Annotated in this window: 19 protein-coding genes; 1 reads left to right on the plus strand and 18 read right to left on the minus strand. The window is 37.5% G+C overall.

Annotated features, from left to right (window positions below):
* Positions 1-6: 6 nt before the first annotated feature.
* The 15 genes from ACFX4R_RS28045 to ACFX4R_RS28115 all read right to left on the minus strand — a co-directional run bounded on the left by ACFX4R_RS28045 (position 7) and on the right by ACFX4R_RS28115 (position 13,619).
* Positions 7-588, minus strand: a complete 582-nt coding sequence (locus ACFX4R_RS28045; RefSeq protein WP_377571518.1) for a MerR family transcriptional regulator — start codon at positions 586-588, stop codon at positions 7-9.
* Between the two features lie 14 nt (positions 589-602).
* Positions 603-1,715 (minus strand): bifunctional lytic transglycosylase/C40 family peptidase, encoded by a 1,113-nt coding sequence (locus ACFX4R_RS28050; RefSeq protein ID WP_377571519.1) that lies wholly within the window; start codon positions 1,713-1,715, stop codon positions 603-605.
* A gap of 3 nt (positions 1,716-1,718) precedes the next feature.
* Complete coding sequence (locus tag ACFX4R_RS28055) at positions 1,719-3,650, minus strand: VirB4 family type IV secretion system protein (protein WP_377571539.1); 1,932 nt, start codon at positions 3,648-3,650, stop codon at positions 1,719-1,721.
* A gap of 20 nt (positions 3,651-3,670) precedes the next feature.
* The gene (locus ACFX4R_RS28060; RefSeq protein ID WP_377571521.1) at positions 3,671-4,270 is read right to left on the minus strand and encodes a hypothetical protein; all 600 of its coding nucleotides are present in this window, start codon (positions 4,268-4,270) and stop codon (positions 3,671-3,673) included.
* Positions 4,271-4,285: 15 nt separating this feature from the next.
* The gene (locus ACFX4R_RS28065) at positions 4,286-4,576 is read right to left on the minus strand and encodes a DUF5592 family protein (RefSeq protein ID WP_047751918.1); all 291 of its coding nucleotides are present in this window, start codon (positions 4,574-4,576) and stop codon (positions 4,286-4,288) included.
* Between the two features lie 39 nt (positions 4,577-4,615).
* Positions 4,616-7,018, minus strand: a complete 2,403-nt coding sequence (locus ACFX4R_RS28070) for a pLS20_p028 family conjugation system transmembrane protein (RefSeq protein WP_377571523.1) — start codon at positions 7,016-7,018, stop codon at positions 4,616-4,618.
* Positions 7,019-7,041: 23 nt separating this feature from the next.
* Positions 7,042-7,248 carry a hypothetical protein gene (locus ACFX4R_RS28075; protein ID WP_098804920.1) on the minus strand — a complete coding sequence of 69 codons (207 nt, stop codon included), beginning with the start codon at positions 7,246-7,248 and terminating at the stop codon, positions 7,042-7,044.
* A complete protein-coding gene (locus ACFX4R_RS28080; RefSeq protein ID WP_377571526.1) occupies positions 7,245-9,857 on the minus strand; it encodes a VirD4-like conjugal transfer protein, CD1115 family in 2,613 nt (870 codons plus the stop codon). The genes ACFX4R_RS28075 and ACFX4R_RS28080 overlap by 4 nt, the downstream gene beginning before the upstream one ends.
* Positions 9,847-10,356: a hypothetical protein gene (locus ACFX4R_RS28085; protein WP_377571528.1), complete on the minus strand. Its 510-nt coding sequence runs from the start codon at positions 10,354-10,356 to the stop codon at positions 9,847-9,849. The genes ACFX4R_RS28080 and ACFX4R_RS28085 overlap by 11 nt, the downstream gene beginning before the upstream one ends.
* Positions 10,357-10,407: 51 nt before the next feature.
* Complete coding sequence (locus ACFX4R_RS28090) at positions 10,408-11,496, minus strand: hypothetical protein (protein ID WP_377571530.1); 1,089 nt, start codon at positions 11,494-11,496, stop codon at positions 10,408-10,410.
* Between the two features lie 67 nt (positions 11,497-11,563).
* Positions 11,564-11,869 carry a hypothetical protein gene (locus ACFX4R_RS28095; RefSeq protein ID WP_047933325.1) on the minus strand — a complete coding sequence of 102 codons (306 nt, stop codon included), beginning with the start codon at positions 11,867-11,869 and terminating at the stop codon, positions 11,564-11,566.
* Positions 11,870-11,890: 21 nt separating this feature from the next.
* Positions 11,891-12,142 (minus strand): hypothetical protein, encoded by a 252-nt coding sequence (locus ACFX4R_RS28100; RefSeq protein WP_206783110.1) that lies wholly within the window; start codon positions 12,140-12,142, stop codon positions 11,891-11,893.
* 28 nt (positions 12,143-12,170) lie between these two features.
* Positions 12,171-12,635, minus strand: a complete 465-nt coding sequence (locus ACFX4R_RS28105) for a hypothetical protein (RefSeq protein WP_328172260.1) — start codon at positions 12,633-12,635, stop codon at positions 12,171-12,173.
* 482 nt (positions 12,636-13,117) lie between these two features.
* A complete protein-coding gene (locus ACFX4R_RS28110; protein WP_047933333.1) occupies positions 13,118-13,366 on the minus strand; it encodes a hypothetical protein in 249 nt (82 codons plus the stop codon).
* Positions 13,367-13,403: 37 nt separating this feature from the next.
* The gene (locus ACFX4R_RS28115; protein ID WP_170959653.1) at positions 13,404-13,619 is read right to left on the minus strand and encodes a helix-turn-helix transcriptional regulator; all 216 of its coding nucleotides are present in this window, start codon (positions 13,617-13,619) and stop codon (positions 13,404-13,406) included.
* A 140-nt stretch (positions 13,620-13,759) separates the two neighbouring features.
* Here ACFX4R_RS28115 and ACFX4R_RS28120 point away from each other — a divergent pair, with 140 nt between their 5' ends.
* Positions 13,760-14,194: a helix-turn-helix domain-containing protein gene (locus ACFX4R_RS28120; RefSeq protein ID WP_230185273.1), complete on the plus strand. Its 435-nt coding sequence runs from the start codon at positions 13,760-13,762 to the stop codon at positions 14,192-14,194.
* A gap of 156 nt (positions 14,195-14,350) precedes the next feature.
* On the opposite strand, the gene ACFX4R_RS28125 is transcribed toward ACFX4R_RS28120, so the two are convergent.
* Genes ACFX4R_RS28125 through ACFX4R_RS28135 form a run of 3 tightly spaced genes read right to left on the minus strand, consistent with a single transcriptional unit; the run spans position 14,351 to position 16,993 of the window.
* A complete protein-coding gene (locus ACFX4R_RS28125; protein ID WP_230185274.1) occupies positions 14,351-14,980 on the minus strand; it encodes a response regulator in 630 nt (209 codons plus the stop codon).
* Positions 14,949-16,361: an ATP-binding protein gene (locus ACFX4R_RS28130; protein WP_377571533.1), complete on the minus strand. Its 1,413-nt coding sequence runs from the start codon at positions 16,359-16,361 to the stop codon at positions 14,949-14,951. The genes ACFX4R_RS28125 and ACFX4R_RS28130 overlap by 32 nt, the downstream gene beginning before the upstream one ends.
* Positions 16,358-16,993, minus strand: a complete 636-nt coding sequence (locus ACFX4R_RS28135) for an HAD hydrolase-like protein (RefSeq protein ID WP_377571535.1) — start codon at positions 16,991-16,993, stop codon at positions 16,358-16,360. Before ACFX4R_RS28135 ends, ACFX4R_RS28130 begins: the two co-directional genes overlap by 4 nt.
* Positions 16,994-18,058 lie beyond the last annotated feature (1,065 nt).

Here is an 18,058-nt window from a genome sequence, read left to right on the forward strand (position 1 = left end):
TCCACCTCATTTCATGATTTCTGTTTTCAATTCTTCAATACTATAAACCATCCATTTATTCTCTTCTTTCCGTAGAGAAACTTTAATGATGTCATGCGTTTGATCGTCGACATTCTCATCTTTTATGACAAGATGATTCGTAAATTCAGCAATCACTTCGACCTCTTCTTGCCCTCCATCATATTGTTGTACATAAAGCTGTAAATCGTTTGGAACTGAAGTGTAACTATCTCCATATACGAACTTTTCAGAAGGATAAAATTGCTCATAAAGCTCTTTATCCATGATGGATTTTGCAACCTTCTTTCGTTCCTCAAATCCTTCTTTTTCACGATGATAAGACACATCGATGAATTGATGAACCGTATTCAAGTAATCTCGTTTTTGTTGTTCTTGGGCAGAAGGACGAACTTCACTTAGTTGTTTTTTTAGCTCTTTATTTTCTTCTTTTAAACTGTCATTTGTGACTTGAATTTGTTTCGAAGCTGTTGTGTTGAAGATATTATGGTTAAGGTAGATATTGAAAATGGTCACGCCTGCCACCACAACGGCAAGCGCTCCAAATAGTAGTGCTGCTTTATTTTTCATCGTCTTTTCTCCTTTTAGAATCGTTTTACTCTCCCATTAAATCGTTCACCAAAATACGTTCCTTTTGCCATACTTGCGATGGCTACACCTGTTTTTCCTTGGCAGCCTAAAAACTGATTATTTCCAACATAGATTCCGACATGTCCGTCTATTTTATAGGTATCAAAAAACACTACATCCCCAGGCTTCATGTCTTTTGGATTGATTGCTTGCCCTTGTGTTTTGAGTGTATCGGTTGTTACGCCTGACATTGGACCAACATTCATTCCTACTTGTTCGAATGCCCATCTAACAAAACTTGAACAATCAAAACGTCCTGCATTAATATCAGATTGAGAGCGTCCACCACCAAATACATAGCGTGTTTTACCAATCAACGTTTTACCTGCATCAATCACTTTCACACCCGATTTACCACCACTTCCACCACTCGCAGGAGCAGCTGGTTTTCCATCAGCTGTGATCGTTCCCGTATAATATTTCAAGACCGCATCAACATATTGGCTATCCCCATAACACGCTTGATACGGCACCATTTCAGGGCGTACACAGTGATACTTTCCGGTATGTTTGACTTGTTGATATTGAATTTGAGAAAACTTAATCGCTAGCTCTGGTGTATATTTCCCTCCGTTTTTCATAATAAAATTGATAAAGCCGGGGCCGAAATTATAACTTTGAAGGCATAGCTTTAAATCATAATGAGATTTTTCTAGCACACTTTTAAAATGTTTTACGCCTTGGTCAATAGAAGCTTCAGGATTCTGAATACACCCAACCCTGCCACATTTAGACTCAGAGGATTGCATCGGATCATTGCCTCTCCCTCCACTTTCTTGCATCATAAGTGCCATCATAATCGGCACATAGGAAGCATCTAGCCCATGTTTTTGTGCGTACTTTTCAAGTAACGGTTGATACCTCATAACCTCTGGTGACACATTAGCCGTTCCTACGCCAATGCCTCCTCCTTCAATCTCTGTCACTTCACTTTGTTGACTATCACTTTCAAATTCACCTGTAATCGCTACAATCGTACTCATGATTAAGAGGCCCGATAATCCTAACAGGATCAACGTGCCTCCAATCAAATATTTTTTGGGAATGAGCTGTAAAACGATATGCAAGGCTTATGCACCTCCACCGTACAGCACTTTTTCTTCCTCATCGATTTCAATATGAAAGAGAATGTTTTTTACGGACTTAATACAAAGCAGCACATCCCCAATTGGTAGCTTCGGAATTTCAGCCAATTCGCTGTCGGTAATCCCTGTTTTAAACACTCGTTGAATCGTATCTAAGTTGTTATCATCCTGCTGCATGATGAATTTATATTGTGTTAAATCAAAGAGCTTTTTAATTTTTTCAATCGCTGTTTGCTCGGAACCATCCGGCACAAAGTCACTGATTAAATGACTCGCATAAATTAAGCCAGCAAAGTATTTACGTGCTTCACGACTAAACTCTGTTAAGAAATCTAAGGCATGTTCATTGCCTTTTTTCGTGTTCACAATGTGGTGCGCCTCGTCAATCACAATCAAGTAACGAATGGCATCTTCAAAGGATAATGTCCCTTTCGTATAGGCTGCCAATTGTGGTTCGCCATTCTGCAGCATCCCATCCCACAATAAACTCATGACGTTGAAAAGCTGTGCTTGTGCAATTTCATCTTTTAATTTAGATAAGTGACGGATCGAGAAGAATACGACTTGTTCATCGTTAAAATCTTCAATGGTTGAAATGCCATCAAACAAATGAGCGTATGTTTCAACCAAGTTTTCGATGTTCAACTCAATGAGCTCAAGTCTACGTTTTCGATACTCTCCTAAGTTCGGATGGTGTTCTCTTGTTTTCTCATCGGTATATAACTCTTTTCGAATGAGGTGTAGAAACTCACTAAATGTTGGATAGGCTTCTGGTGAACGCCCTGTAATGTGATTGCTTGCGCCTTTTTCATCGTTCCATAACTGCTTTTGAATATAGAGTTTGCGAAGCAACTTTTCATACTCTTTTAATTCATCATCCTTTGCTTCTGGTGCAATAAAGCGATAAAAAACGGTTAGTTTGGATAGATGCTGCGTAAAACTGTTTATTTCGTGCTCATGTGTTTTAAATACCTGTAAGGGATTAATTTGTCCTTCTGATCCATCTAGCGCAATCTGTTTCCCTCCTAATTCTCTGACGAGACTTTCAAACTCTCCTACAATATCGAACCCTCGAATCTTATAGCCTTTAATCGCATTATCCGTGGTGACTTTCTTTAAAAAGGTGGATTTGCCTGCGCCCATTAAGCCCATCAACACCGCATTATAACTTTTTCGTTGTTGATCTTTATGAAACAAATCAAAGATGACGCTGCCACCTGTACGAGTTGTTCCTTGATACGTGCCGTATGGATCATCTAAGTGAGTAAAATGAAAAGGAAACCCTCCGGCTAGTGCTAATGCGGGGATTTCCTTTCCTTTTCGCTTATTAGGGTATTTCTTCTGTATATCAAAATGCGTCACTAACGATTCCCACTCATACTCTTGTTCATTTAAGAAAATGGATCCTCTGAAGTTATGCGTTTCAAGATGATGAATGACTTCTTTTAATCGTTTTTCTAAGTCAGGAATCGTTTTTTCAGCAATATAAATGCGAAGGTGTATCCGTTTGATCACTTCACCATTTGTGACTTGACGGTACAGCTCTTTCATATCTAAATACTGTTCTTGGGCATCCATACGATCAATGTTTTCTTTGGCATTCACATGCCGTGCATTTTGTTCTGACATATTCTTATTGATCGCTTCTACGACTTGTTTTCGCTCATCGCTTACCACATCTAAGGTAGTAACGGCATTGGGCATGTTCATGATCGGTTCTAACCAAAAATCATTCACGTTCGTTGGGTACTCATAAATATGAATACAAGTCGAATATCCATCTCCGTTTCGAACGAGGTTTTCTTTAAAGCTCACGCCCCCTTGTGGTTGAATCTGTGCCACAAAATGAGGATTGTATCCTTTTTTCTGCTTGATTTCTTGAGGTGTTTTCTCTTTTTTACCAAAAGGTAAAGTCATCATCGGTTTATCATCCTCTCTTATTGTTTATTACCAAGCTTGGCGTTTTGATTGTAGAGTTTGTAAAGAAGGTTCATTTGTTTTTCATCCGAAACAGGTAACAGAGGGACAGCCAGTTGAATATCTCGCATAAATTGGTCTTTTCGCTCTTTTACAGCGAGTTCAGTCGGTCCATATAGGAAAAGAAAGTATTCTCGATTGGTTCGCCCCCATTCTAAATATTGAAGTTCTTTTAATTTCTTTCGTAAGAATCGAAGCGATAACGCATTGTTAGCCTCTCGAATCTTTTTCTCAAGATACTGTTGTTGCTTTTGTGTGGAAACAGGCAAGTTTAATGAGATAATTTTAAACGCATCTTTGTCGCCCTGGTATGTTTTCGCCAATGTATAGATATTGCGCCCTGCCTCTTGGTCATGCATGGCATTGATATCTGTACTTTGAAGCTGCCAGATGCCAAAGAAGCCCCCATCATCTTTTAGCTGAAATAATCCACTATCCGTTTGATCGATAATAGGAATAATATCAGCCACACTTTTCTTTACCTCCGGTAATTTCTCTTTCTTTTTTTCTTTTAAAATAGGTTCCTCTTTTTCTAGGATTCTTTCATCAAATAATGCCATCCATCATACCCTCCTTTATTCTTGATCCCGATCTATTGCACAATATGTGCTCTTCTTTCGTACCAATGTAAGCAATAATGCCTCATACATGCGTTTTTTAGGGTTTGTACTTGGTCTAACGATCATTAATAGCCCAAATATGCCCATGAAGATATAAAAGGGAATTTGAAGTGTTGGATGAATAAAAAAGCGTAACATCATCGTGACCATCAGTAAGCCAATAATAAACAGCAAATCAAAGAGATAAAGAGATTTATTAATCTTTAATTCCGTTGAGATTTCTTTCGGGATGTTATAGTTTCCCATGATCCTTCTCCTTTCCATAAAAAAGAGAAGTAACGCCTGTTACTTCTCATCTGGTTTATTTCGCTTCTTTGATCCAAGGTTTCGTAAATCTCGTCCTGTATTTCGTCCAATTTGATAAGAACGTTTTGTTTTATGGATTGTTTGTGAGTTATCAATACGTTCTTTTACCTTTCCTACGCTCTCTTTGACATTATCCCGTACCACTTGTGCAATATTACGTGTTTCTGTTCGATGTTGATGGGGCATTGGAATGTCTTCTGTTGAAGCAGGAACTGTGTCTTTTTCAATTGGTTGTTTTACTTGACGAGGTTCCTGTGTAGCTGCCACTTGTGCTTGTGCTTGATCCATCCCTGTCGGCATGGAAGTAGAAGGTTCTCTTGTTGGTGTTGGGTAACTCACACTTCCTATAGAAGAGCTACCTTCACTTGTACTTCCACCGTAACCGGAAGCCTGAATTTCCTCATGAACAGGCGTACTTGCACTTCCTATAGAAGAGCTACCTTCACTTGTACTTCCGCCGTAACCGGAAGCCTGAATTTCCTCATGAACAGGCGTACTTGCACTTCCTATAGAAGAGCTACCTTCACTTGTACTTCCGCCGTAACCGGAAGCCTGAATTTCCTCATGAACAGGTGTACTTGCACTTCCTACAGAAGAGCTGCCTCCATTTGTGCTTCCACTCTGACCAGAAGCTTGCATTTCATCGTATAGAGGAGCACTTGCCTTTCCTACAGAAGAGCTGCCTCCGTTTGTACTTCCACTCTGATCAGAAGCTTGCATTTCATCTTGTAGAGAAGCACTTCCAACCTCTACAGAAGATCCAGTGCCTTCATTTGTACCTTCAGCATAACCAGAAGCCTGCATTTCATCTTGTAGAGATGTATTTCCGCCTTCTACAGAGGAAGTTGATCCCTGACTATCAGTGGAAACACCTGCTGCTTTCATTTCATCTTGTAAAGATGTGCCTTGACCTGATCCTTTTCCTGCTGAGGCATTCCCTTCACTATTTTTACCTCCTTCTTGTTTTTCAGTAGAAGATAACCCTTGTTGTCGGTCCTTTTGCTCATTGCCTGCGTTTTGACCTTTAGAAGCAGCGTTTCCTTTTTCACCTGACATTCCTGCCTTTTTCATTTCTTCATGTAGAGCTGGCTGTTTTTCTTTATTTCCTTGTGTAGCTAACCCTTTTCCAAGACCTCCAACTCCTGCTGCTGTTTGAAGAGCACCCCTCCCAAGACCTTTTCCTACACCACCAATCCCTTTGGCAAGGTTGGCTCCTCCTTTTGCTGTTCTTCCCATCATATTTATGCCACTTTCAAGTCCTTTTGCCATCGCAAAACCTCCTGCCAGAGCGCCCCAACCACTTTTCAAGCCTGCGTCAATGCCAAAGAGACGTTCACACATGATCGGGCCATCTACAACGGCAATACTAAAGGCAATCAATGCAATAAGGTAAGGAATACCTTCTAGCTTATCGCTAATAAAAACGGTTCCCATCAAATACACCTTCATGGATATAAAAATCATAATCGTTACGAGAAATGTATTTAGGATGTTTTTTAATACGGCTTTTAACTTCTGCCCATCTGCTACATCGGCAGGCGCAACTAATTGGGCCAGAATCGCATTGAACCCTAGCTCGTAACATAGTTTTGCTAACTTAATAGACGTAAATAACAACGTCATCCCTATTACAAAAAGGGAAATGGCAATCGTCCAGAAGTTCCATGACCATCGGTAATAGAGTTCGGGAAAGAAATCAAACCATCCATTATCTAGTTCTGCAACTCCATCTTTTCCATCTGGTGTTAAGGAAGCTTTATGTGTGAGTATATCTTTCCCCTTGTCTGATAGTTTATCTTTCTCATTTAATTTAAAGTCACCATCAATCTTTTCAGTAATATCGATTATCATAATATTTTTTTGCGGCACTTTATTCGATTCTTTTAATTTGGGACTCTTCCACTTTGTAAGATCGAATTGCGCGACATCTGTTAGATTACTTTTAATGATTTTTTCACTTACGGTTCCTTTTTCATTTAAATCAACAGCTTCAATGGCTTGATCGGTGAACTTATCAGCTTTTAACATACTTGTATTTAATAAAAGTAAGACTGCCATTGAGATAAAAATGTTAATCATAATTTGTTCACGATTGACTTTTTTCTGAATAATCAACATGTAGCCGATATACAGAAAGGAAAAGGCCAGTAACACATATAAAAAGGGTTGAATCTTCGTAATAAAATCTTGAATGTCAGGAGAATTAAAAAACGATTTAACGCCTAATACACTGTCTGTAATCCCTTCTAGTCCATCTACTAGAAATGAAAGAACTTGAATACATCCCCACCCCAATTTCCGTAATAAATAAGTGAGGATATTTCCAACATCTAAGTACTCCGAAAACTCATGTAGCTTTTCAAGAATTTCTTCATCTTTCATCTGCTCATCTCCTTATGCACGTATTACATGCCTTGAAACAACGTATCAACCGTTATTTCTAATCGTTCATCCAGAGGAGAAACACGAATTTGTACAGGTGCTTCTCCTTCCTGCCCTTTTTCCAAGTGTATAGTGCCATCTAGTAAGCCAATTAACACCTGATGCCCTTCCTTCACAATCGGTGCATATTCCTCTAAAATACGCTCTAATTCCTTTGAAATACTTGTCATTCTTTCTCCCCCTTTTGATAGTAAGCTTCTTGTTCTTCTTCTTCCATCTCATGTTTCAAATTTCTAATAATCGTATTTATTTTCGTTTGAAGAAGTTGGTGGACATTTTTACTTAGTTGGTCACTAACTCCTAGCATATTTAATTCCTCTTCAAACTCACTCATGGACTGTTTTTCAATCTCATCCACCGTTTTATTCATTGCTTTTGGTAAGTGTACTTTTAAAGCAGTAGAAACGTTCTTATCTCCACCGAAGAACTCTTTGACTTTCTTAGTTTTATAGTTCTCATACGTTAGAGGAGTAAACGGATCGTCGGCTAGTTCCTCTTCTTTTTCAACCGATGGAGGTTGTGATTGAAAAGGAAAGAAATTATGAATGACCAAGGATCTTGGATTGACTTGTTCATGCAAAGAAGAAATATCAATATCTAGGATCGAACGATCTGTGTCAAAGTCCTCTCCGAGGTATTCCCAACGGTATTTCAACGCTGTTTTTCCAGTGTTATAAATCGGATGTGCTTTAATTCTCTGACGTGCTTTATCTTGACGTTTTACCACACGCACAACCACACTTTCTCCTTCTTTAAGTTCCATTAACTCATTTGGTGTTAATAATGGTTTTCCATCCACTCCCTCTGTTTTGCTTTTATCCGTTGATAACCCTTTCCCACTTCGAGAGGTAGAATTGATGGTACCGTCCCCTAATTTTTGTGAAATGGTCTTCGCTGTTTCATAGTTATTGCTTAAGATGTAAATCGTATTCCCACAGTTTCCTTCAATCGTTTCAGCATCATCTCCATATTTATTTTTTAGTTGTGCATAGGCTTGAATCACTAGGTTAAAACGTATATTTCGTCCTAAACAAACCGTGATAATGTTGGACATTCCCTCGATTGCCGGCATGTTGCCAAATTCGTCTAACAACACCACTACTTCTCGATGACACTTGTTTCCTCTTGCCAACGAAGCGTTCTTAGAAAGCACATAATATAACTGCCGAACAAAAATAGAGGCTATTACATGGTTACTAGAATCATAATCTGGTGTAACCATGAAAATGGCGATTGGTTTTGTAAAATACGTCACTTCCTTTACATGAATACTTGGATGCTGCTTCTCCACTGTAAACGTTGTAGCTCCTGTTTCTTTTGTGATTTTATCTACCCTAATAACAGTTTCAAGTCTCGATGAAGTAACAATTTTATCACTCATCTTTTCAGCTAGAATAATTTCATCATTCTGCTTTACTTCGCTTGTAAAATTGACTTCAAATAACCCTTTGGCATCGGTTTTAATGGTTTCTGTTTGACCATCTGGAAAGATGATTTCTAAGCGAGTAAGAGGTGCTGCTTTTCCTTTGATTGTTTTTCCAAAGCCCACACGTTTTAAATCAACACTATTTTTAGAAGTCATCTTGGCGATTTCATCAAACGTAAAAATGGATAACCCATTCATCGTTTGAGTAAAGATCCCGCCCCTTGTTGTACCTTTTGAAAAGTTCGATGTCGCATACTGCATCTTGGCGACACTTTCTGTTGGCAACCCATCAAAGTACAAATCTAACGCATTTTGAGTATCTCCTTTTTTATTAATCACAACCTCTTTCGAGCCTAACTCCGACAACATATTCGCCACCGTGTACATCGTGATTTTATTTTCTTCTTTTTCTTTAATACACTTATCCGTTACAGCAAGAATCATGGCGTTACATAAACTCATAGCACATTGTTGCCAGAATGGATCTTTGGCATTTGGATTGTAGTAAAGCGTATAGGATAATGTGTTACATAACGCTTGAGCTGTTGAGTAATCGCCATCTTTATATGTTTCTTTAATCATTTCCAACAGGTTATAACTCATCGATTCTAAGGGATTGAGTAAGTTTAGAACCTCAACATGATAGCCTCTTTCCTCTAGTGTGTTTTTAGAAGCTGCGAGCAACTCGCCTTTGGGATCATTGCACACTAGGGAAGGCTGTTTTTCAGCTCGTGAGTAGATATCAATCGTTGGAAAAACAAAGGTTTCCCCTTTCCCTGATCGTGTAATCCCGATGATTAAATTATTAACGGGTGTGTCATCAATCAGCATGTAGCTTTTCTTCGTAAAGAATCGATGTGTGTGGAGAAGCTTCTGTATTCCCTTTAAAGCTTTGTACTCTTTCCATGTTTGAATGAGGTCATAGGTTTGAATACGTGAAACAGGTACGCCACCTCCACCTTGATACGTTGTCGTTTTTTCAGGTACTTTTCGATATTGCTTTTTCAGTTCACTTCTTGTTGTAAAGCGTCCCGACCCTTTTTGATTGTGGTTTAAATCTTTGAAGTTGGATCGAATGTTGTAAGCGAATTTGGCCGTTAATAAGGCAGCGACTAAACACATGGCCCCATATAAAGGCGAGTACTGTTGAAGATGAATCTCTGTCAAAAAAGATGTGTCCACATGAAAAGGCTGCGGTTCAAATACATCGCTAAACGTTGTTTGAACAAGATTCCGCATCATGTTAAACAAAAAGTTTAAGATGAGTAGAATAGACACAAAAAAACAAGCACTTAAAGGAATAAGTACTTGTTTTTCAGCGACCACATATTTGATGGATTTATTAGGTTGCATTTCTCATTCCCTCCTGGTCCATCTCTTCAGAAGTAGGAATGACATAGTAGGCACTCGATGAAAGAGAAAAGAACGTTTGATCTCTTGCCTCATACTTGTGTTGAAGGTAACGAAAAGCCGTGTTAATGTCCCATTGTACCTCTTTCATATCCTCTTCGGTTATTACATAGGCTTCATTACAAACTAAATCGTCTTTTTCTTGTTGAGTGAGCTTGGAGATATCTAGAGGTGGCATAGTTGGTTTCGTGCATAATCGAAACTTGAATGCATATTTCAAAAAATCATCTGTAAGAATGATTGAATCGGCATTTTTAAAGATGATGACAATCTGATTCTCTAAAAGAATGACATTATGAACACTGTTGGCAATACGTTGGGCATGGAGTTGAGTCGTGTGAAACGTGCCTAATTCGATTTCTAAAAATAAATCTTCTTCATAATACTCAACACCTACCACAAAGGTTTGCTTCTCGTTTTTCACTTTTGTTTGTGTATACATCCTATTCATCCCTTCTTATAGATTTTTTAGGAGTTCTTCTTGTTTCTTCTGCTAATCCGTTAAAGATTGGATTTTCTTTTCATCTTTCGGATCTTTCTTCTTTTCCTCCTCCACTTGTTTTTTTGTCTCTTCTACCTCCTTCTTTGTTTTCTCATACGTTGCTATTTTTTGATTCAAGTCTTGGCTTTGAATATGAGCTGCCTCTTCTTTGGCCTCCTTTACTTTATCTAGCTTTAGATATCCATAAGCCTTCATTTCATATCGTTTATCCGTCATGTCTACTCCTGATTGGCTCATCATATCTTCCCAACGTTGTTCGTGATAGGCAAGATCAAAAGCTCCATTTGGCGAAGGGAATGTTTGTTGAAACTCTTTTAACGCATTAACATCTCCCTTCTTTGAAATCATGCTCTCCACTACTTCTGGATGGTCTCCCTGAAGTTTAACAGCCTTCTCATACTTTTTTTGATCGACGAGAAGGCTCATATAAACGTTTTTCTGTTCTTTCGTGAGGCTTTGTTCATCAATAGAAGAAAGCCGTTTTAAAGCCCCTTCTGAATCCCCTAAAAGCGCTCTTTCATATGTCCCTGTTATTTTTTGTTCCAGTTTGACTTGTTTTTGTAAATCTTGAATCGTTTCAGCTCGATCTTGGGAAGTAGCCACTGTTGAAAAACATGTTGCTGAAAGGATAAGAAGGGATAAAATCCCTCCTCCATAGATCAACCTTCGGTTACGAGTAGAAAGGACAGGTGTTTGAGTCGTTTGTACATCGTCCTCTTTTTCTTCCTCTAAAGAAAACGAACCATCTGTTGTTTTCAGATGGTCCGGTACTTCCTTTTCCAATTGTTCAAGAAAACTTCTCTTTCGAGCTTCCTGTATATCGTCCATTTTTAAAGAGCTTAACTTTTTCTTGATATGATCGACTACATGCCGAGCATGACCCGATCCAATGGACAATGTTCCTGCATATACCTCTTGATCTTCTTCATCGAGGATAAAAAAATCAGCATGAGCCTTTTTTCTAGTACGTCGATACTGTGTTTCTAATGTTTCTGTTATCTCGCATGCTTCTGGAATCGATAACTTTTGAAATGGCTTTAACTCTTTTGTCTCACTTTTTATAAACATGACAGACAGCACGTTTCTCCATTCCTTTCGTCTAAAAATGAGCATAGAAAAAAGCTATACAATCAACTGTATAGCTTTCTTAGCTTCCGAATCGGATATTTGTATTAACACCTTCAGCTAATGCATAGGCACCCATGACAACCACTAACCCAACTGCGCCACCAACAAACCATGCGATACACTTATGACGACCTCGTTCTCCACCTAAAATTAAGTGATAGCCTCCTACACAAAAGGCAAGAGCTGCGGCAACCATCGCAATACGCTGCATCCACTTGATAATAGACTTTCCACTTTCGATGAGGCCATTCATGCCATCAGCCGCCCCAAGGGTTAAATGCGAAGTTAACTGTGTCACATCAACGCTATTCAATAAATCTAACATGTATTTCACTCCTCTTTTTCGTTAGTTTTGTGTTACTGCAATACTTTGTGGTCTTACAGGAACTGATTCAGCTGCTTTCGGTTCGCTTTTTTCCTCCTCCTCCTCTTCTTCACCTGTAAAGGCGCTTAATGCTTGAAGAATTAAATCCTGATTTTCTTCAATAAACTGTTGGTGTTGTTGATGTAGCCAGTCATTGTATTTGTTTCCATTCACTTTTAGTAACTTTTCCACGAGGTCTTTGGATTTCTTTAATTCCTTTTGGGAGATCGTCAAGATACCACCACCTTTCAAAGCAAATCTCTTATTCTTCGAAATACAGTTCTTTAGATGTTTCAACAAAATGAGAAAGTTCTGCTTCTAACTGGGATGACTCATAATCGTCTAGTTTAATTTGTTGCTTTAACTCTCCATCTTTATAGGCAGCTAATGTATCAGAATCTTGTGGTACTCCATAATAGTTGCTATTCTTATCACGATCATATTGTGGATCACGACTATAGATTTCTTTTGCATCCACATCATTTTCCTTTAAAGCCTTTTTTACTTCATTCATGTATACTGGACGCGTACTTTCACGGAATGAATACATCACAAATCCTGTACCATCTTCTTTCATAAATTTTTTCATTTGAAGAGGATGTAATTCTTCTAGTTCACCATTTCCTTTCACTTCACTTGAATTGTAGGAAGAGACAAACGCTGTGCCTATTCCAAGAGCCACAACGATTCCTGCTACCGCAGAAAGTAACCATTTTTTGTTTTTCATAACCATTCTCCTTTGTTCTTAATATTCAGACATAACAAGCGATTCTGAAACCTACCGAGAGTAATATTTTACCATAGGTTTAGCGATCATCTCTGTCTTTTCAAGGCTATGAAAGGAAATATATACCCGTTTCTGGCTGGAAGGGCAAACCCTATATTGGCATGCATAGTTTTCACTAAGCCCAATAATGCACAACGTTTTCGGCATGTACGAAGAACCTCGTGTATCTACTGTTTGGAATGTTGTCGCTTCTTCGGATTTACCCTCACGCCACCATTCTTCACAGATCTTGGATACACCGTCACTGTTTTATTACTAGATCACCGATGAGTTTTAGGACGCACTCATCGAACCTTTTCGTTATCGTATACCTTAACCCCCTTGTGATCCGTTTAGGGGAGGCACGCAATATGTAATTGTCAAGGTACCACTTCTCGTGCTCTCGGCACGTTTCAAAATCGCTTGTATGCTGCATCTAAGAACTAGCAGGTCTTTTGTAAAACTTCCTTCAATTCCTCATCTTTTTTTCTTCGCTTGGCGACGATGGTATGTGCCTGATCCATCACTGAGCGTACTTCATAATAAATATCAGCTACACGTTTGACATCGCCTGTGCCTTTTTCTACTGCTATCCCTCCTTTTAACGTATACAACTTTCCATCAAAGGTTTTGGCACTTTTCGCCCGTGCATCTGATATATCATAGAATGCTAGTCGCTTTTGTGCTTCCATGTTCATCGCCCCTTTAAGCTGTTAAGTATTTAAAAACTTAGTTCATATCCTTCTGACCTGGTAAGAAAATATCTTCTAACTTAAGATCCAATGCCTCTGCGATCTTCTTCATATTTTCAAACGTTGGATATTGACGAGTCCCATTTTCAATTTGAGAAATAGTGGGTTGCGGGACTCCTGATAACTGAGCTAAATAAGTTTGGCTCCATTTCTTTTCTAACCTCTTTTCTCGTATGGTCTTTATTTCCAGCACCTCCTTGAACACATTGTATTCCATAACGAATATTTTAGTCAACAATTTTTATTCTATTTTTAATATTTTTTACCAAAAACACCCTTTATTTATTTCTGATATAATAAAATTAAAAAATTTTGCAATTGGTGGATGAATTTATGGATCAATTTAACCTCGAACTTGGAAATAACATTAAAAGCTTTAGAAAGTCTATATTTATGTCGACTACTACATTAGCCGAGCTTTCTAATACTTCACAAGGTACGATAAGCAAGATCGAAAACGGTCATTCAACTTCTGATATTAAAACGTTAATAAGAATTTGTAAGGCATTAGGAGTTACTCTATATGACGTGCTTCCAGATGATATTTCAAAAGAATTTAAAACAGATAACCCAAATAAGGAACAACTATTTAACATCCTAAATGACTTGTCAGCGTCAGAAATCAAAGTCATTTTGAGCTTACTTACAACAGACATAATACCTGTATTAACTAACCTATCTCCCGTAATAAAAGCATTTGAACAACTGGGAGAAAAGGAAAGAAAGCTTTTCACAGACCTTCTAGAATCCATAAAAAGTAACTCCTAAATATAGGATATATAAGTTCTAAAAACTTGCATACTGTGATTTTTCATCACCCTATTTTGAAAATGGGGTGATATTTTTTCACCCTTTTTTAGACAAGGGGTGACGAAATATCACCCTTTTTGCAAACAAAAAAAAGCGACTTGTTAATTTAACAAGTCACTTTAGGCCGCCAGTTTTTACTTTACTTATAAGATCTTTTGTATTAGATACCGATAATTTTTTGAAGATGTTCTTAAAATGTGTTTTCAGTGTATTATCGGATTTATGTGTCTCTAGCGTAATTTTTTTACGTGAGTATCCTTTTTCAATATATTCAAAAACTTCTCTTTCTGCATTAGTTAAATCTTTAAGCTGCTCCTCAGATTTTAAACGACGAAATTCTTTTAATACAGCTTCGACTGGATTAGATTCATTGTTGTAATTAGAACGAATGATTTCTGGTATGCGATGTACATCCTTCTTCAATATATAATCTGATGCTCCTGCCATAAATGCCTTTTGAATAATATCTTCCTCCGACATAGACGTTAGCATTATTACCTTTGATGTTTTTTCACGTTTCAATTCTAGAGCTGTATATATGCCATCAAGATTAACCCCTGACAAATTAATATCGACAAGGAAAATGTCTATATTGTTTAAAGCGTATGAAAGAGTGATCCCTTCCTCTTGCGTTTGAGCACATCCTACTAGAGTCATATCTTCTTCCTTGCCAATTAGGTTTTCCATTATGTTAAGCCAATCTGGATCGTCTTCAATTAGTACTACTCGAATTGGATTTTTCATAAACATCACCCTTTTTTAAATGTATTGGAAAAGTTAATTTAATTGTGGTTCCTTCATCAACCTTACTTTTAACTTTCAAGTCTCCACCAGTGTTAAACATTACTTCAAAGCAATGGTTTAATCCCAACCCATAATTTAAGTCACCTTTTTTCTTAGTACTAAAAAAAGGATCAGTAACATATTTCAAATTCTCTGATGGAATACCCATTCCATTATCTGAAAAGGAAACCATTATATTTTTACTATTCTTAGATGAAATAGTTACCTTTATTTCTCCTCCATCGTCAACTGCTTCAATCGAGTTTTTCAATATATTTATAAATACTTCGTAGGTCTGTGTACGATCACAATATACAGTGTTTTTCTCTGATGAATAGAGTTTTTTAACCTTTATATTTTTCTTGCATAAATCCAATTTTAAATCTTCTAGGCTTCCATCTACTAACTTATTTAAGTCATTCTGACTTTTTATAATCTCTATCTCTTGTGTTTTGCTATGCATACGCTCAATGATCTCTGTCAAATGTTTAGAACTACGATTTATAATTTCAATTGAATTTTGAGAGGATGAATTAAGTTCATCTACGTTTATAGTTTGTAAGCTTGAATTAATTTTATAAATTTGATTCTTTATAGCATGGTTTAATAATGCTGTTCCTTTGTTTATTGCTTCTCTAGTCTTCTTATGAGCCTCTCTCTCGTAACGTAGCTTAATTCCATTAAGAGATCCAGCACCTTTTTTCAGAGCTTTCCATAAAAAAATAAAAAATGCTAATACGAGAAAAACAATCATATAGCGCCAATATTGGTGATGATTGTCTATTGCTCTTACAATATAATTTAAAATTAAAGCTGATAACATGACAGGAAATGAAATAGAAATTGTGGTAATGCGTTGCTTTTTCTTGTTGTGATTACTCTCTGTATACCAAGCGTATATATGGACTAAACAGGCAGCAATAATATAAGGAACTGCCCAATATAACATAGAATGAAAATCCGGTATTATATCAGGGTAATACACGGTTGTTTTGAGCATAAAAATAATCGGGATAGGTAAAAGATACTTACAGATTTGGATAACTCTTTTAGTAAACTTGTCACTATAAGTAATGGCCCACATGAGTAAGGAATAAGGAAAAAAGTAAATAGAAATAAAGCCAGTTATAATTCTTAGGTAATATAAAAGCGAATCTAATAAAGCAAAATCCATATTGAATTTATCTAATGTAGGAAGAAAAGTCTCTATGGTAGCTCTAGAGAGTCCTGCAAATGCTGCACAAACTAGTACAAGAACCCCCCATCGTATAGATGGTGATTTAGGATCATAACGATAACTAATAATCGCAAATATTGTACTAATTAAAAAGAGAGCAATCATTTAGTATCATTCCGAACGATATCCATGATCTCTAATGGACTTCTAACTAAGAAATCAGGATTACTTTTAGATAAAAGTTCCTCTAAATCATACCCCCAAGTAACAGATATTATTGGAATCTCACTTTTTCTTGCAGCCACAATATCACGATGCTCATCGGCAATAAGGATAATTTCATCTCTGGCTACGTTATGTTTTTTCATGTAACTATTCATTGTAGTATGTCTTCCAAAAAAACGACTTGACTGAATAATTTCATCAAAGTATTCCATGTCATTTAATTTCAAAAACTTTTGGATATTTTCTTTAGAGTTAGCTGAAATCATAACAAGCTTAATTCCTAATTCTTTTAGATTTTTAAGTACCTGCTTCATTTCTTGATTTACTTTTAAAGTTGGGATTGATTTTTTGTATCGTTTAACAACATCCATAGTAAGCATAGGAACCTTTAATACGGGCACCTCATATTCTTTGAAACGTTCTTTTACAGTCAATGCTCTAATTCGATCGCTCTCACTTTGAGGGATTTTTTTGTAGTCATAATTATCGGCAAACTCATTAAAGAGATCAAACACAACTTGACCAGAATCTACAATAGTGCCATCAAAATCACAAATTATTGTTTTAAACATCTCTACACTTCCAATTCATTTAACTAATTAATTTTTTACGGAACACTCATATCCTTAATCCTATCAAAGTTCTAACCTCTTTCAAATAGAACATAATTACTTTATTTTACATTTATCCCAATTAAATATTTCCTGTATAAATTCTATTTATTGTAATTAAAATACATAATCTTCTTATTGGTTACATTCTCCATTCGAAAAAAGATACATTTTCCCTATATTTACATCCTATTTTTCTTAGAATATTCCCATGGATATTTTCATTAATAATAAAAACATCCCAATTGTAGCTATAAAACTTGCTCTCTCTAATAGAATCTGCATCAATGTAATGAAAAAACAGTTTACTAGGTTGTGTTGCCCATCGACACGTTCTTTATTACCCGGACATGATGCAGGGTGACACTGAGATTGAGGATCGCCAACCTGTGTTGCCCATCGACACGTTCTTTATTACCCGGACATGATGCAGGGTGACACTGAGATTGAGGATCGCCAACCTGTGTTGCCCATCGACACGCTCTTTATTACCTAGACATGATGCAGGGCGACACTGAGATTGAGGATCGCCAACCTGTGTTGCCCATCGACACGCTCTTTATTACCTAGACATGATGCAGGGCGACACTGAGATTGAGGATCGCCAACCTATCTTGCCCATCGACACATTCTTTATTACCCGGACATGATGCAGGGTGACACTGAGATTGAGGATCGCCAACCTATGTTGCCCATCGACACATTCTTTATTACCCGGACATGATGCAGGGTGACACTGAGATTGAGGATCGACAACCTATGTTGCCCATCGACACGCTCTTTATTACCTAGACATGATGCAGGGCGACACTGAGATTGAGGATCGCCAACCTATCTTGCCCATCGACACATTCTTTATTACCCGGACATGATGCAGGGCGACACTGAGATTGAGGATCGACAACCTGTGTTGCCCATCGACACGCTCTTTATTACCTAGACATGATGCAGGGCGACACTAAGATTGAGGGTTACCGAGTTGTGTTGCCCATCGACACATTCTTTATTACCCGGACATGATGCAGG

Origin of the sequence: Priestia sp. YIM B13490 (assembly GCF_042787735.1) — a bacterium.
Lineage (GTDB): Bacteria > Bacillota > Bacilli > Bacillales > Bacillaceae_H > Priestia > Priestia megaterium.